The sequence below is a fragment of the Ralstonia pickettii genome (genome assembly GCF_000607165.1).
Lineage (GTDB): Bacteria > Pseudomonadota > Gammaproteobacteria > Burkholderiales > Burkholderiaceae > Ralstonia > Ralstonia holmesii.
Genome location: NZ_JFZG01000024.1, coordinates 212966 through 228545, shown reverse-complemented (window position 1 = coordinate 228545; position 15580 = coordinate 212966). Strand labels below are relative to the sequence as shown.

13 protein-coding genes and 1 tRNA gene are annotated in these 15580 nt (G+C 64.1%); 6 read left to right on the top strand and 8 right to left on the bottom strand.

Annotated features, from left to right (window positions below):
* Window positions 1-103 precede the first annotated feature (103 nt).
* Together BG83_RS0118625 and BG83_RS0118620 are read right to left on the bottom strand one after the other, a co-directional pair.
* Window positions 104-919, bottom strand: coding sequence for a dienelactone hydrolase family protein (locus BG83_RS0118625; RefSeq protein ID WP_024978107.1), 816 nt, complete (start codon window positions 917-919; stop codon window positions 104-106).
* Window positions 920-946: 27 nt separating this feature from the next.
* A complete protein-coding gene (locus tag BG83_RS0118620) occupies window positions 947-1399 on the bottom strand; it encodes a tautomerase family protein (protein ID WP_024978106.1) in 453 nt (150 codons plus the stop codon).
* Window positions 1400-1496: 97 nt separating this feature from the next.
* Between BG83_RS0118620 and BG83_RS0118615 the strand changes: the two genes are divergently transcribed.
* Window positions 1497-2468, top strand: a complete 972-nt coding sequence (locus BG83_RS0118615) for a GlxA family transcriptional regulator (protein WP_024978105.1) — start codon at window positions 1497-1499, stop codon at window positions 2466-2468.
* 126 nt (window positions 2469-2594) lie between these two features.
* Complete coding sequence (locus BG83_RS0118610; protein WP_024978104.1) at window positions 2595-3287, top strand: DUF2076 domain-containing protein; 693 nt, start codon at window positions 2595-2597, stop codon at window positions 3285-3287.
* A 131-nt stretch (window positions 3288-3418) separates the two neighbouring features.
* Here BG83_RS0118610 and BG83_RS0118605 read toward each other — a convergent pair whose 3' ends face one another.
* The gene (locus tag BG83_RS0118605) at window positions 3419-4324 is read right to left on the bottom strand and encodes a LysR family transcriptional regulator (RefSeq protein ID WP_024978103.1); all 906 of its coding nucleotides are present in this window, start codon (window positions 4322-4324) and stop codon (window positions 3419-3421) included.
* A gap of 118 nt (window positions 4325-4442) precedes the next feature.
* Here BG83_RS0118605 and BG83_RS0118600 point away from each other — a divergent pair, with 118 nt between their 5' ends.
* Window positions 4443-5033: a flavodoxin family protein gene (locus tag BG83_RS0118600; RefSeq protein WP_024978102.1), complete on the top strand. Its 591-nt coding sequence runs from the start codon at window positions 4443-4445 to the stop codon at window positions 5031-5033.
* A 472-nt stretch (window positions 5034-5505) separates the two neighbouring features.
* Here BG83_RS0118600 and BG83_RS0118595 read toward each other — a convergent pair whose 3' ends face one another.
* Window positions 5506-7896 (bottom strand): PAS domain S-box protein, encoded by a 2391-nt coding sequence (locus BG83_RS0118595; RefSeq protein ID WP_024978101.1) that lies wholly within the window; start codon window positions 7894-7896, stop codon window positions 5506-5508.
* Between the two features lie 267 nt (window positions 7897-8163).
* On the opposite strand from BG83_RS0118595, the gene BG83_RS0118590 reads away from it, so the two are divergent.
* On the top strand, window positions 8164-9285 hold the full coding sequence (locus BG83_RS0118590) for a sensor histidine kinase (RefSeq protein WP_024978100.1): 1122 nt from the start codon (window positions 8164-8166) through the stop codon (window positions 9283-9285).
* A gap of 102 nt (window positions 9286-9387) precedes the next feature.
* Here BG83_RS0118590 and mctP read toward each other — a convergent pair whose 3' ends face one another.
* The 3 genes from mctP to BG83_RS0118575 form a co-directional block, all read right to left on the bottom strand.
* Window positions 9388-10896 carry a monocarboxylate uptake permease MctP gene (gene mctP / locus BG83_RS0118585; RefSeq protein WP_024978099.1) on the bottom strand — a complete coding sequence of 503 codons (1509 nt, stop codon included), beginning with the start codon at window positions 10894-10896 and terminating at the stop codon, window positions 9388-9390.
* Window positions 10896-11075 (bottom strand): DUF3311 domain-containing protein, encoded by a 180-nt coding sequence (locus BG83_RS0118580; protein WP_024978098.1) that lies wholly within the window; start codon window positions 11073-11075, stop codon window positions 10896-10898. The genes mctP and BG83_RS0118580 overlap by 1 nt, the downstream gene beginning before the upstream one ends.
* 1072 nt (window positions 11076-12147) lie before the next feature.
* Window positions 12148-13524, bottom strand: coding sequence for an MFS transporter (locus tag BG83_RS0118575; RefSeq protein ID WP_024978097.1), 1377 nt, complete (start codon window positions 13522-13524; stop codon window positions 12148-12150).
* A gap of 135 nt (window positions 13525-13659) precedes the next feature.
* On the opposite strand from BG83_RS0118575, the gene BG83_RS0118570 reads away from it, so the two are divergent.
* Window positions 13660-14385: an ArsR/SmtB family transcription factor gene (locus BG83_RS0118570; protein WP_024978096.1), complete on the top strand. Its 726-nt coding sequence runs from the start codon at window positions 13660-13662 to the stop codon at window positions 14383-14385.
* Between the two features lie 9 nt (window positions 14386-14394).
* Here the strand turns inward: BG83_RS0118570 and blaOXA are convergent, their stop codons facing one another.
* Window positions 14395-15222, bottom strand: coding sequence for an OXA-22 family class D beta-lactamase (blaOXA, locus tag BG83_RS0118565; protein WP_024978095.1), 828 nt, complete (start codon window positions 15220-15222; stop codon window positions 14395-14397).
* Window positions 15223-15393: 171 nt separating this feature from the next.
* On the opposite strand from blaOXA, the gene BG83_RS0118560 reads away from it, so the two are divergent.
* Window positions 15394-15478, top strand: a tRNA-Leu gene (locus BG83_RS0118560).
* Window positions 15479-15580 lie beyond the last annotated feature (102 nt).

Sequence of the window (15580 nt, the reverse complement as noted above, 5' to 3'; positions counted from 1 at the left end):
TAGTCATGAATAGTTTAGTTGTAAAGCAATTTACTCAGCCGGCGCCCCGGGGTTTACACCGAACCGGGCGGCGCCAAGTTCACACCCGCATGTGAGTCCCCACTCAGCTCAGGCGGTGGCGGAAGAACGCGAGGATCTCGTCGCGGGCGGCGAGCGTGGGCTCCCCGGCTGCGTCGATCAGGTGGGCGGTCACCACGCTATGCGGACAAGGCACATGCTGGGCGAAGAACGACGGCGGGCTCGGGTGCGCGGCGCTGTCGGGCAGCACGCGCGCCACAAAGCGGCTGCCCAGCGCATCCGCGTACGCGGCAAAACGCTGGGCGCGGCAAAAGCGGTCGCCCTCGAACCGGTAGGCCAACACGGTCAGGTCTTCCCGCTCCAGCCGTTGGCGTACGGCAGCGACGTCCTCCTGCGCAATCTCGATCCCGCCCGGCTCGTTCAACGGCAAAGATGGCTGGCACAGCACAGGCGCCAGCATGGCCGGCTCCAACATCATCGTCAGCGCAAAATTGCCCGTGAAGCACATGCCGATGGCGCCCACGCCCGGGCCGCCGCACTCCGCATGGGCCAGCCGCGCCAGCGCGCGCAGCCATTGCGTGACCGGGCTCGACTGGTTGGCCGCAAACGCGCGGAACTCCGCGCTCACGCACGCATGGCGGAAGACCTCCGCGCCCGCATCCGCCTCGGGCACCGCGCCATCACGCCCGAACAACGACGGCATGTAGACCGTCAGCCCCGCATCGCGCACCCAGCGCGCAAACCGCGCCACGTGCGGGCTGATGCCCGGCATCTCGGCCATGACGATCACGCCCGGGCCCGCGCCGGCCACGTACACGGTTTTGGTGATGCCATCCAGCGTGATCTGGCGGCGCGTGAAGTCTTCCAGGCGATCATCCTGCTGCGGGGGCTGGCTTGTCATGCATGGGCTCCGTTGGAATGGCTTGGCTCAAGCGACGAGGTGCTGCAGGTGCGCATAACCCGCCGCCCTGGCGAAATCGGGCAGCGTCCACAGCGCGCCGTTCACGCCCCACGTACCGTCGGCCACGTCATGCAGCATCACGGAGGTCACCACGCGCCGGGCATCGGCCGCCGGCAACGCCTGCGAGAAGGCCTCGTGCATCTGCTGAACGAAGCGCGCCCGCGCATCGGCATCCAGCACACCCGCAGGTACATGGGCGACGACCAGACACGGCACCATCTGCCTTGCCACGTCCACCCCGCCGCACCACCAGGAGGCGGCCGGCACGTCTTCCATCACCACCCAGGTTGTCGCGCGCCGGCGCGGATCATCGGGAATCTGCTCGGCCTGCGCGGCCGCCTCGGTGATGCGGCGTGCGAGCGCCGCGCGTGCGTCGCCGTCAAAGGTGTTTGCGGGAATCTTGACGAGTATGTTTGGCATGTGGGCAATCGTCGGCGTTGTTGACATGCCTGCATTGAACCCTTGCAACCGCTAGACTGGCAGTGTCGATTTCGACATCTTTCGGGCAACTTCGGTCATGGCGGATTTCACCATCCTCGTACTCTCGGGCGCATATGCCACCAGCGTGGCGGCCACGCTGGACATCCTGCAGGCCGCGTCGACACTGGCCCCGCGCATCAAAGCCGCACGCCCGACGTGGCGCGTGCTGTCCGCCGACGCGCCCAGTGTGCGGCTGAGCAACGGCATGCAGGTGGAGGCCACCACGCTGCCAAAACGCCCGCGCCCGGATGGCAGCACCTGGATCGTGCCCGGCCTGGGCCTGGACCATGCGGAAGTGATTGCCAAGCGTCTGGCGCAAGACGATGCCCAGCGGGCAGCGCGCGCCCTGGCCGCCCAAGTGGCGGCGGGCGGGCAGGTGGCAGCATCGTGCTCGGCGGTGTTTCTGTTGCAGGCGGCAGGGTTGCTGCCCGGGCGCTGCGTCACCACGTCTTGGTGGCTGGCCGCAACATTGCGGCGGTGGGAACCCGCATGCACCGTCGACGCAAACCGCATGGTGTGCGCCGACGGCCCGGTCGCCACCGCCGGTGCTGCCTTTGCGCAGACCGACCTGATGCTGCACCTGCTGCGCACGCGCTTTGGTGTGGCGCTGGCCGATGCCGTGGGGCGCGTGCTGCTGATCGACGGCCGCCACGCGCAGGCGCCTTTTGTGGTGCCCGCCATGCTGGCCAACGGCAACGCGCTGATAGCCCGGCTGGTGGCGCGCATTGAAGCCGCCCTGCCCGACCCGCCCAGCGTGCAGACGCTGGCCGACGAACTGGCCATGTCGCAACGCACGCTGTCTCGGCACGTGCGCGAGGCCACCGGCAGAAGCACCCTGGCCCTGGTGCAGAGCGTGCGCCTGAACCGCGCCCGCATGCTGATCGAATCCAGCCGCATGACCATCGACAGCGTGGCCGCGGCCGTGGGCTACGAAGACGCCACCGCGCTGCGGCGCCTGATGCGCAAGGTGTCGGGCACCAACCCGAGCCAATACCGCCCGGCCGCCTAGGGGCCTAGGGGCCTAGGGGCCTAGGGTTACAGGCCGTTACACAAGAAGCTGCGGGACTTTAATTTTCGTTTAAGACTTGAAGCCTAACTTGGTCACGTCGCTCCCACCCAGACAGGAACCCACACCATGTCACCGCAAGAACAGCAAGCGCTGGAGAACTTCCTGGCCCAACTGACGCAAGCCCGCGCCGCAGCCAAGGACCCGCAGGCCGAAGCCCGCATCCTCGATGCCGTGGCGCGCCAGCCAGACGCGGCCTATCTGCTCGTGCAGCGCGTCATGCTGCTTGACCAGGCGCTGGCATCGGCGCAAGCGCAAATCGCCGCGCTGCAAAACCAGTTGCAAGCGGCACAGGCGGGCCGCGGCACATCGTTCATGGACTCCGCCAACAACTGGGGCAGCCACGCCAACAGCCCCGCGCCCAACCCAGCCTACGCCCCGCAGCAGGCCGCCCCCATGCAGATGCCGCCGCAGGCGCAGCCGGCCCCGGCGCAACCCGCGCGCTCGGGCTTCTTTAGCGGCGGCCTGGGCAGCACGCTCGGCAGCGTCGCGACCACGGCAGCCGGCGTGGCCGGCGGCGCGCTCCTGTTCCAGGGCATCGAGAACATGTTCCACCACAACAGCGGCGGTGGCGGCTTCTTCGGCCAGCAGCCGGTAATGGGCGGCACCACCGAAACGGTCATCAACAACTACTACGACAGCGATAGCAACGGCAACAGCGGCAATACCAACACGGCCTCGCGTGACGACAGCCTTGGCCTGATTGATGACAGCGATCTGGGCGGTAGTGATTATTCGGATGACGATTCGATGTTGAGCTAGTCGCCACAGCTCAGGGCTCAAGCGCGAGCGTCGTCTCCTCAATTCGGAGGAAACGTCCGTCGGAGCCGCGCTTTGCGAAGAGAGACACCTCTTGGCAAAGCGGGGTGGCAGGACAGAGGGCCCGCAAACACTTAATCAAGATAAGGCTTCAACACCCCTTCGATCCACGCCATAAAAGCCCGAACGCGCGGCGACAGGTTGCGCCGATGGGCCACGACGAGCGACGCGACCAGGGGTTCGGGGCGCAGGTCAGGGAGCACTTCCACAAGCGCGCCGCTTTCGATATGCGGCGCGAGCGCAGAATATCCCGCCTGAATCAGCCCAATGCCCGCGAGCCCGGCGGCGTGATAGGTCTGCACGCTGTTGACCTGCATGGCACTTGGCAGCGGCAGCCACGCATAACCGTCGCCGTCGGGGTATTCCCATCCGGCATGCCGGGCGCCGAGCGTGAGCGTGTAATGCACCATCTGATGCCCCTGGCTGCGCAGGTCTTCGAGCGTATGCGGGACGCCATACCGAGCCAGGTAAGACGGGCTTGCCGCATTGATCATGCGCAGCCTGCCAAGCGGCCGGGCAATCAGTGTTTCATCCGAGATCGGACCGAGACGGATCACACAGTCGAACCCTTCCTGAACCAGATCGACGCGGCGGTCCGTACTGGAGAGTTCCAGTTGCAGCTCCGGGTGCGCAGCCATCAGTTGCGGCAGCGCAGGGACCACGACACTGCGCGCCAACTCGGTGGGCATGTCGACGCGCAGCCGGCCGCGCAACGGCCCGCCGTTGCCCAGGAACATCGACTGCAGTTCCTGGGCTTCTGCCAGCAAATCCCGCGCGCGTGCATAGAATTCGCGGCCGTCTTCGGTCAGCTGCACACTCCGCGTGGTCCGATGCAGGAGCGCGACGCCCACATCCCGCTCAAGCGTGCGGATCACCGTCGAGACACGTCCCTTCTGGATGCCGAGGCTTTCGGCCGCACGCGTGAAGCTCATCATTTCGGCCACACGCGCAAAGATCAACAGCGCGTCGAGGTTTTGCATTGTTCACCCGTGGAAGAACAGAACGTTCAATTTGGCGTCATTTATAACGCAGTCGCCGCTCGCTAAAGTGGCTTCCCATGTCGTCCACAGCGGACCACGTTCACGATAGGAAGCCACCATGACTGAAACCACCAACACGGCAAAAACGGCCGTCGTCTATCACTCCGGCTACGGGCATACCGCACGCATGGCAAGCGCCGTTGCGCAAGGCGCCAGCGCGGTGCTCGTCGCAATCGACGCCGAAGGCAATATCCCCGAAAACGCCTGGGCCACGCTCGCCGCAGCGGACGCCATCCTGTTCGGCTCGCCAACCTACATGGGTGGCCCCAGCTGGCAGTTCAAGAAATTTGCAGATGCATCGTCAAAGCCGTGGTTCGAAGGCGCATGGCAAAACAAGGTCTTCGGCGGTTTTACCAACAGCGCGAGCATCAATGGCGACAAGCTCAACACGCTCGAATACTTTGTCCTGCTCACGGGGCAGCATGGCGGCATCTGGGTGAGCATGGATATCAAGCCTGCGAACGTAAAGGCATCGAAGCGCGACGACCTGAACCGCATGGGATCGTACATCGCGCCGATGGCACAGACGCCGGCCGATGCCTCGCCCGAAGAAATGTCGGCGGGCGATCTTGAGACGGCACGCCGCTATGGCGCGCGCGTGGCCGTGGTTGCGGCACAGCTCCGCGCGGGGCGGGCTCAAGCGCGCTGAAATGATGGAAGCGCACCCGCCGCCGATGACGCGCTTTGGCGCGATCGGTGGGCGGGGTGCGCCGGGCTACGGGGCAATTGGCATGGAGCTCACTCCTGGAGCCTCAAGCTCGACTCCCCGACACTCAACCCCCAGCCTCAAAGCCTCGCACCCGACACCCAAACACTCGTGTTCGACAGTGCGAGCGTCGAGCATCGCTTCCAGACAGTCGCGCTCCACAGCCTACCCCTGGCGCTCGACTCTTTGAGCTTCAAATTTTCGTCCTCCGAGTGTCGCGTTCCAGTCTCAAACAGTCGATGGCCACGGGCGGAGGCTGGTGCTCGACAGCCCGGCCCTGGAGCACGACTCTCAGAGGTCGAAAATTTCGAGCGAAAACAGCGGCGCTCCACTGTTTGGGTACCGTGCGTGAACCTTCCACTGTGGAACACGAGCCTTTGAAACCCAAACGCCGCGCTCAAACCTCAACGCTCGGCTACGTGTCGGTGGTCATCCGCTCAAGCGCCATCATCGATTGCAGTGCGTGCTGCAATTGATCGAGCGTGTACGGCTTGCGAAGCGCCGTCCACTTGAACGCAAAGCTGTCGTGGTCTGGGATGGGGTTTCCAGAAGCGAAGACCACCCGTAGCGCCGGATCCAATTCAGACGCCCGCTGCGCGAGTTCAATGCCGGACATGTCAGGCATGACGATGTCCGTAAACAGAACGTCGACGGAGCCTGCACGCAGGGCTGCGAGCGCCTGCGCGCCGCTGGCCGCCTGCTGCGGCGTGATCCCGATAAGCATCAACAGCTCGCATACCGCGCCACGCAAGGAAGCGTCGTCCTCCACCACGAGGATGCGCAAGCGCGCCGGCTCCCAAACAGGGCCCGTGTTGAGATCGAGCCGCGTCTCTTCTGCGTCGGGTCCGATCGCTTCCACCGCGTCGCCCCCCAGCACCTGGCGAATCTTGAATGCAAGCTGCTGGCGGCTGTAAGGCTTGCTCAGTAACTCGACACCGGGATCGAGCCGGCCGCCATGCACGATAGCGTTCTGCGTGTAGCCGGACGTGTACAGCACCTTCAGCGCGGGAAGCGTCTGAACCGCCCTGCGCACCATCTCCGGACTGCGCAGTGCCCCTGGCATGACCACGTCGGTAAAGAGCATGTCGATGTGCACGCCACTCTCGACCACGGCCAATGCCTGCTCTGCGTTGTTGGCCTTGAGCACGGCATAGCCGAGTCCGCCCAACAGATCGACTACGGTTTCGCGAACTTTTGCGTCGTCTTCCACGACGAGGATCGTCTCGTTGCCGTGCTTGAGCCCGCTGGCCTTGAGGCGTGAGGGCTCGACCGCCGTGCCGGTGGAGCGGGGCAGATAGACCCGCACGGTCGTGCCCTCCTCAACTTCGCTGTAGAGCCGAATATGACCGCCGCTCTGCTTGACGAAACCGTAGGCCATGCTGAGCCCCAGCCCCGTGCCTTCTCCCTCGGGCTTGGTGCTGAAGAACGGGTCGAATGCCTGCTCCAACACTTGGGGGCTCATGCCCGTGCCGGTATCCGTGACGGCGAGCATAACGTACTGCCCAGCCGACACATCGGGAACTGGCATCACATATTCGTCGTCGAGCGTGGCGTTGGACAGTTCGAGCGTGAGCTTGCCGCCCTCGGGCATCGCATCCCGCGCGTTGATCGCCAGATTCAGGATGACGTTTTCCAGGTGATGCGGATCGACCGCGATATTCCAGAGGCCGCCTGCGACCACCGATTCGATTTCGATCGCCTCGCCCAGCGCCCGCCGCAACAGATCATCCATGGCGCGCAGTTGCCGCGCTGGATTGATCACGACGGGAGCAAGCGGTTGCTGGCGACCGAAGGCAAGCAACTGAGCGGCAAGCGTGGCGCCGCGATCAACGGCATCGATGGCGTTACTGAGTCGCTCGGCGCTCCAGCCATCACGGCCGTGCCGACTTTCGAGCAGTTCGAGATTGCCCCGCAGCACCTGCAGCACGTTGTTGAAATCATGCGCAACGCCACCCGTGAGCTTGCCCAGCGCTTCCATCTTCTGGGCCTGGAACAGCGCCCTTTGCGTTTGCTCGAGCTGCTCGCTGGCACGCCGCCGTTCCGTGATGTCGCGGGTGATCTTCGCAAACCCGACCAACTCACCCTCTTCGTAGATGGCATCGATGATGACGTGCGCAAAGAAGCGGCTTCCGTCACGCCGCACGCGCCAGCCTTCGGCCTCGAAGCGCCCGTCGCGCCGGGCGGTCTCCAGGCCCCGGAACGGTACGCCCGCCGCAACATCCTCAGGCGTATAGAAACGCGAAAAATGTGAACCGATGATGTCGGACTCGGTATAGCCCTTGATGCGCCGTGCCCCCTCATTCCAGCTCGTGATGTGCCCGTCGGTCGACAGCATGAAGATGGCGTAGTCCGTCACGCCCTGAACGAGCAGGCGGAAGTTGCGTTCGCTCTTCAGCACAGCGTCGTGAGCGGCCTTCTTGTCGCTCACATCGCTGATCACGGTACCGAACCCGATCAACGCGTTGTTGCTGTCGCGAAGTGCCGTCATGGCGACGTTCGCCCAGAAGGGCGTGCCGTCCTTGCGCATGCGCCATCCCTCCTCGACATGCCGCCCTGTCTTGGCGGCGGCATGCAGCGCGGCCTCGGGCGCACCCGAGGCTCGGCCCTCCGGCGGATACAGAAGTGCGAACGGCCGGCCAATAATCTCGTCCGGCCGATAGCCGTGCATGCATTCGCCGCCCGGATTCCACGTTGAAACGATGCCCTGTATCGACAGCGCAAAGATGGCGTAATCGGAGGTCGATTCAGCCCACAGCCGAAGCCATGTAGGGCCGAATTCGGAGGGCGGAGAAGCGGCGTCGTTCATTCAGTTGGCAGGTAAGCGTGGAGCGCCGCAAGGGGGGTACGTGCCAAGAGCAGCAACTGGTGTGCCCATGGCCGCCCGCTCGTGCACCCACGACGGTCTGCGGGTGCGAGTTGTAGAGGAATCTCCGCACCCAGCTAGCGACTGGAACGCAGTTTGCATACCTTGTAGCGGTAAAACGGGCAACGACCCTTTCCATCATGTGGGCAATGGCCTCGTTGTGCCCAACCTCCCGTCTCAACATGGCTTTCGCAACCGTCGAGGAAATCCATGACGCTATCTGACTTTATCCAGGCAAACCTCCCCGGCATCGTCGACGACTGGACGGAATACGCGCGCACGGTCAGCAGCGGCCGCGCCGGTCTTTCCGAATCCCAGTTGCGTAATTCGATTCGTGATCTTCTCGTCCGGATTGCCGCAGACATGCGCGAGCGGCAGACGCCCGAGCAACAGCGGGCCAAATCGCAGGGCGACCGGGCGCCTTCGGAGTCCGGCTTCAATGAAGCGGCCCACGAGCATGCCGACGACCGCCTCTCGCACGGTTTCGACATCAACGATGTGGTGGCGGAATACCGCGCACTGCGCGCCAGCGTGCTGCGCCGGTGGCAGCAGTTTGCGCAATCGGACCCGTCAGCCTTCCAGGAGATGATCCGATTCAACGAAGCAATCGATCAGATGCTCGCAGAGTCGGTGCGACAGCACGCGCAGCGAACGGAGCGCACGCGCGACCTGTTTTCCGGCGTGCTCGCGCATGACCTGCGCTCCCCCCTCGGCGCGATCCTGGCCTCCGCAGAAACGCTGCTGCACGACGACGGGCTGTCGTCACGCAGCGTACGCGCGGTCGCATTCATACAGCGCGGTGCAATGCGCGTGCAACAGATGATCGACGATCTGCTCGTCTTTACACGCACCCGCTTGGGCGATTTCCTGCCCACGACTTTCAGCCCCCAGGATATGGGGCGGCTTTGCAGCGATGCCATCGACGAAGTGTGCGCGTCTTACCCCGATGCGCAGATCGATCTGCGCCTTGCGGGCGAACTTCGTGGCACCTGGGACGGGAGCCGGATCGGCCAGTTGCTGGTCAATCTATTGGCCAACGCGGTGCGTTACGGATCGGGGCGCGTCGCCATCGAAGCCGCTGGACGCGAGGGGCAGATGACGGTTGCCGTTTCAAACGAGGGCAACCCCATACCGCCCTCCGCTTTCCCAACACTGTTCGATCCGCTCACCCGCGCCAAACAGCCCGACCACAGCGGGAGCGCAGCCGGCATCGGGCTTGGCCTGTACATCTGCCGCTGCATTGTGCAGGCGCATCGCGGAACGATCGATGTGCAATCGTCCGAACACGGCACGACGTTCACCGTGCGGATTCCCTATTCGGTGGCTGCTTGAAACTTCCGGCTGCGGGCATGCCGGTCGCCCAGCGTTAAAGAAAAAAAGCCGGCACCCTGAGGTACCGGCTCTTTCTCTTCCTTTTGCGAATCGCAGCGTCGATCAGCCTGCCTGACGCAGCGCAGCGGCTTCTTCCCCACGCTTGCCCATCAGCAACTGCACCACCACCGCAACGATGATGTTGAAGGCCAGTGCCGCCAGGCCCGTGTAGATGGTGTACTTGTCACCGCCAATCACAAAGGTGTGCACGGGCTTGATGCCGTCGGAGAACGCCAGCCAGCTGCCGCCAATCATGCCCGCTGCCCAACCGGCCAGCAGCGCCGGTGCGCGGAAGCGGTTCGAGATGTTGAACAACCCGAACACGACCGACGGGAACGTCTGCACGATCCACACGCCGCCCAGCAGCTGCAGGTCCAGCGCGAACTTGGTCGGCAGGAACAGGATGAACACCAGGGCGCCCGCCTTGACGATGAGCGAGATCACCTTGGCAACCTTTTCCTCACCGGCGTGCGTGAGGTCCGGGGCCACGTAGGGCTTCCAGAAGTTGCGCGTGAACAGGTTGGCCGCCCCAATCGACATGACGGCCGCCGGCACGAGTGCACCAATGGCGATGGCCGAGAACGCAAAGCCCGTGAACCAGCTCGGGAACAGCGCGTTGAACAGCGCGGGCACGACGTCGTTGTTGTTGGTGACCTTGATGCCTGCCGCATAGGCCATGAAACCCAGCAGCGCGATCAGGCCCAGCAGCACCGTATAGGCGGGCAGGAAGACGGCGTTCTTGCGGATCGTGTCTGCACTGCGCGCGGCAAAGATGCCCGTGAGCGTGTGCGGATACATGAACGCCGCCAGTGCCGAGCCAATTGCCAGCGTGGCGAACGGCAGGAACTGCGCAGGCTTGAGCGTGAGGCCCGTGGCGCCGCCCTTCAAGGCAAACGCATCATGCGCGGTGGCAAACACCGCACCGTAGCCACCCAGCTTGGCCGGCACCAGCACCACCGCCACCAGCACCACGATGTAGATCATGATGTCTTTGACGAAGGCGATGAGCGCCGGGGCGCGCAGGCCGGCGGAGTACGTGTACAGCGCCAGGATGACGAACGCGGCCGCCAGCGGCAGCTCGCCCGTCAAACCCAGCGCCTTGATCACGACTTCCATGCCGATGAGCTGCAGGGCGATGTAGGGCATCGTCGCCACCACGCCCGTGAGCGCCACCGCAAACTCCAGCGAGCGCGAGCCGTAGCGGCCGTACACGGCATCAGCCGCCGTGACGTGGCCATTGGCATGCGCCACCTTCCACAGCTTGGGCATGATCAGGAAGACGATCGGGTACACCAGGATCGTGTACGGCAGCGCGAAGAAGCCATACGCGCCCACCGCATACACGAGTGCCGGCACGGCGATCACGGTGTAGGCGGTGTAGAAATCGCCGCCCACCAGGAACCACGTGATCCAGGTGCCGAAGTTGCGGCCGCCCAGGCCCCATTCTTCAATGTGGGCACCCTTGTCGGAGTTGCCGCGCTGCCAGCGCGAGGCGATGAAACCCATCACCGTGACCAGCGCGAAGAAGAAGATGAAGACTGCCAGCGCAGTCCAGTTGATTTGTCCGCCCATCATTCTTCTCCTTTGCTCTGACCGTTCTTGAAGACGATCCAGATCAGCAGCGAGGTGATCGGCACCCAGAGGAACTGGTACCAGTAGAAGAACGGAAAGCCGAAGAGCGCCGGCATTTCCTGGTTGTAGAACGGCACCCACAGCAGGCCGATGAAAGGCAGTGCGAGCAAGAACTTCATGGGTTGTCTCCTAGTTCGGGGACTTCGGATTGTTGTTTTGAACAGGTGAGGTGCCACGCCCGATGCGTGGCCAGACGGATGTCTGAGGGAGTGCTTTCCGCCTTTGTTGTTATCCGGCGCACTCTGATCGCGCGCCCTCCGGAAAACCATCCGCACCTGTACGCAGCAGCCACACGTAGTACTACGTAGTAAGCGTAGGCTTTTCGCGTGAAATAACCAATCGCTAAGGTGGGCGCGGGTTTCCTAGGGTTTTCACGAATTCCTGTCATGACAGACAGCGGCCGATTGCGTGAGCAACACGCGTAAGCCGTTACGGCGTCGCATGGCACCAAGCACAACGGGGAGCCGCAATGGTTCCCCGTTGATTGTTGTGGCGCAGCATAAGCCCTAGCGTGTACAGGGTTTCTGCACCGTGCAGCGCTGCCGCGTTGCGGTCGGCTTACCCGTTCCAGCGCATGCCGAGCTTGCCGTCGTAGCCGTGAAGGGGGCCGTCCGAGTGCTTCGAGCGGAAACCCTCGGCGCTGAACCGACACATAAAGCCCCGAATTCTTGCCGGCGGACGCGCCCCGAAATTCGATCAATGTCGATCAATGCAAATGCCTGCTCATGCAGTGGTGTGCGTGCCGATGGGCTCCTGGCGTCCAACATATCCGGTCAGATCGACAATTCAATACGGAATTGATTGAATTAATTTTCCAATTCATTTCAATCCAATAAAGTCTTTTTCATTGGGGGTTTTTTAGCTTTTTTTACTTGAAAGGCACCGCCATTGAAATTCCTCTTTCAAGAGGAAATCGTTTGCCATCAACCCGCAAATGGCGCAGCCATCAGGAAAAACCCGCACACCGGTTGACATTCAAGCGCCCGTTTCTTTAGAGCAAATCCTCAAAAACGTGTTGTGTTTTAAATTTGTTTTCAATCTGATCAAAGAAAATCTTGTAAGGTGATTCTGTCTTATGCATTCACATCCCACTTAGCCCGGCAATCCCCTCGCCGGGTATTTTTTTGCGATGCGTCAGATGGCCTTGCCTGTTCCAATCCGGCGTAAAAGCGGCAGGGCATTGCAGCGCGCTCAGTGGCGCTCAGCGCCATGCCGCCACGCCACGGCGGCGCATGCGAGCTGTACCGCGCCACCGTACAACATGGCCACGCGCAGCCCCGATGCGCCGCTGCCGCACACGGCATACGCCGCCCCCAGAATTGCCACGCCCAACGTCGCCCCGGTCATGCGCGCCACGTTGACGAGCGCCGATGCCGTGCCGGAACGCTCCGGCCCCACGGCGCCTACCGCCGCGCCCATCAGCGGGCCGGTGGCAAAGCCCATGCCGAGCCCCGTGAGCGCCAGCCCGATGGCTGCCGGCACCACCGATGCGACACCTGCAAACGCGCCCACCGTGAGCAGCCCCAGCGCGATGATGCCCACCCCGCCCGCCGTGGCCAGCCGCACGCCGTGGCGGCGCGCCACCGTGCCCGACATGGGCGACACCGCCATGAAGACCAGCGCCATCGGCATCAGCGCAATGCCTGCACCAATGACGTTGAAGCGCCCGGTGCTTTGCCACATGAGCGGCAGCAAAAAGAGTGCGCCGTACATGCCGAACGTCATGCCCGCCGTGGCGACAATGGCGCCGCGAAACTCCCGCACGCGAAAGAGATCCAGTGGCACCAGCGCCTCGCCACCATGGCGCGCCTCTACGCGAATGAACCACGCCAGCGCGATGATCGCCACGGCCAGCACAGCCGCCGCCACAACGGGCGCGTGATGCGCTTCGATGGCGGCAAAGGCCAGACCGCCCAGCGTGATGGCGCCCAACACCTGGGCCAGCGCATCGAAACGGCGATGCGCGGCGTCGGACGATTCCGGTACCACCCGCACGGCCAGCACCATGATGGCCACGCTCACCGGCACCACCACCCAGAACACGGCGCGCCAGCCGAAGTGCGTGACCAGCACGCCGCCGGCCGTCGGCCCAATCGCCATGGCCAAGCCGTTGCATGCTGCCCAGACGCCCAGCGCATGCGCACGTTCGCCCGGGTCGCGCCACACCACCCGCAGGATCGCCAGCGATGCCGGCAGCAGCAACGACGCACCCACACCCGCCATCGCACGCGCCCCGATCAGCCACCCGATCGACGGCGCCAGCGCGCACAGCACCGATGCCACCGAGAACACCGCCGCACCCGACACAAACGCCCGCCGGCGGCCGTACAAGTCGGCCAGCAGGCCGCCGCTGAGCAGCAATGCGGCATAGGCGAGGTTGTAAGCGTCGATCACCCACTGCAGCGGGCCGACCTCCGCGTGGAAGAACTGGCCAATCGGGCGCACCGCCAGGTTGACGACGGCGGTGTCGATCTGCGCGACCAACACGGCCATCGACAGCACGCACAGCACCACGCGTTTACGTGTCGCGGTGCTGGCATGCGCTTGTTGCATCGTGATTCCATCCATCTCGGGGCCTTTAGCTTTTGGCTTTCGCAAGTGATGGCCCCAGCGTAGTGCCGGCATCGTGGGCAACGCTTCGATGCGTGTCGAAGCATCGCGGCGCGCGGCTCCCTAGAATGGCCACATGACAAGGAGTCGGACATGTCGCATCCGAACAGCTTTTCCGGCACGGCCTTCCTGATTGCTGACCCGGCACGGGCGGCCATGCTGACGGCGTTGCTCGATGGGCGCGCGCTGCCAGCGGGCGAGTTGGCGCATGCCGCGGGCGTCACCGCGCAGACGGCAAGCACGCATCTGGCCAAGTTGCTCGACGGTGGCTTGGTGGTGGTGGAAACCGAGGGGCGGCACAAGTACTTCCGGCTGGCCGGGGCACATGTGGCGCAAGCGCTGGAACACCTGGCGGCCATCACGCCCGCAGCGGCCGTGCGACGCGCCACACCCAGCCCGAAGGCGCGAGAGCTTGGCTTCTGCCGCTGCTGCTATGACCACCTTGCCGGGCAGGTGGGCGTGGCCGTCACGCACGCGCTGCAATCACGCGGCTATCTGCTGCCGATGCCAGACAAGCAATACGAGATCACCCCCGCCGGCATCACCTGGTTTGGCGACGTGGGGCTCGATGTGTGCGCCATTCGCCCGACGCGGCGCGGGCTGGCGCGGCAATGCCTGGATTGGACGGAGCGCACGCATCACCTGGCGGGGCCGCTGGGGGTGCAGTTCCTGCGTCGCCTGTGCGATGTCGGCTGGATGCTGCGCGCACGCGATTCACGCGCCGTGCTGGTCACGCCCAAGGGCTGGCAGGAATTGCATCAGCGCCTGGGCGTGGATGAAGCAACGGTGCGCAGCGCGGCCGAACACCGTCATGCATAACGCCGTCGATCAGTGCCCAGCAAAGGCCAGGACTTCGGGCAGGCGCGCCAGCAGCGCATCGCGCGAGCGTATGCCGCCCGACGTCGGCTCCACCTTGTCGTCCTGGATCAGGTTGGCAAATACGTACGTTTTGTCTCCCTTTTTGGCCCAGCCGACAAACCAGCCGTAAGCGTGCGCCTGATCCCACGTGCCGTCGGCTGACGTATTGCCCGGCGCCGGGCCGGCGGTGCCCGTCTTGCCCTGCACGGCCCAACCACCCGGCACCTGCCAGGTCTGCACGGTACGGTCGACCATCTCGTAGGTGCGCGCCGACACCGGCAACTGCCGATTGACGATCCTGCGCATAAAGTCGACCTGCTCCTCCGGCGAGATCTTCAGCGACGAGGTGATCCACGAGCGGTCCATGCCGTTGTTCTTGCCCGGGTCGCCGCTCACGTCCATGTTGCCGTAGCCGAGCTTGCGCACGTACGCCTGGAAGGTCTGCGCGCCCATTGCGTGCGTAATGCGCTGCGAATACCAGACCACCGAATATTTGAGCCACAGCGCCGGGTCGATGGGCTGGTGCCAGGCTTCGCCGCCCCAATCGGGGTCACCACGCTTGAAGTGCTCGACCGGGGTGTGCTCGTCTTTGAGGAAACCGTGGTCAAAACCCATGACGGCGAGTGCCAGCTTGAAGGTGGAAGCGGGGGTCACGCGCTCGTCGCACTTGCCTTCGTGCAAGACGGCCTTGCCTGTGGCGGCGTCGGCCACGATCGTGCAGATCGGGTGCTCGGCGTGGGCAAACGTGGCAAGCGCGGCCAGCAGGGCGCCGGTGGCGGCGTGGCGAAGTTTCATCATCGATCAACCTCATGTTGGGGGGAATGCAAATGGCTGCGTGGCAGCGTAGCAGCGAGGTTGCCGTCCTGCTGACCCCTGCGGGCGTAACGGCTGTAACGCTGGCGGAATAGCCGTTCCAAAAAGAAGGGCTTGCAAATTTTTCGGCGGTCGGTAAAATGCGCGGCTCACCTAGCCCAGGTGGCGGAATTGGTAGACGCACTAGTTTCAGGTACTAGCGGGTAACTCCGTGGAGGTTCGAGTCCTCTCCTGGGCACCAAACACAGTCCCAAGCAGTTCAGGGGCGACAAAAAACCCGCGTGGCGATAAGCCTCGCGGGTTTTTTGTTGTCCGGACGAAGGCGAGATTCAAACCGTCCTGC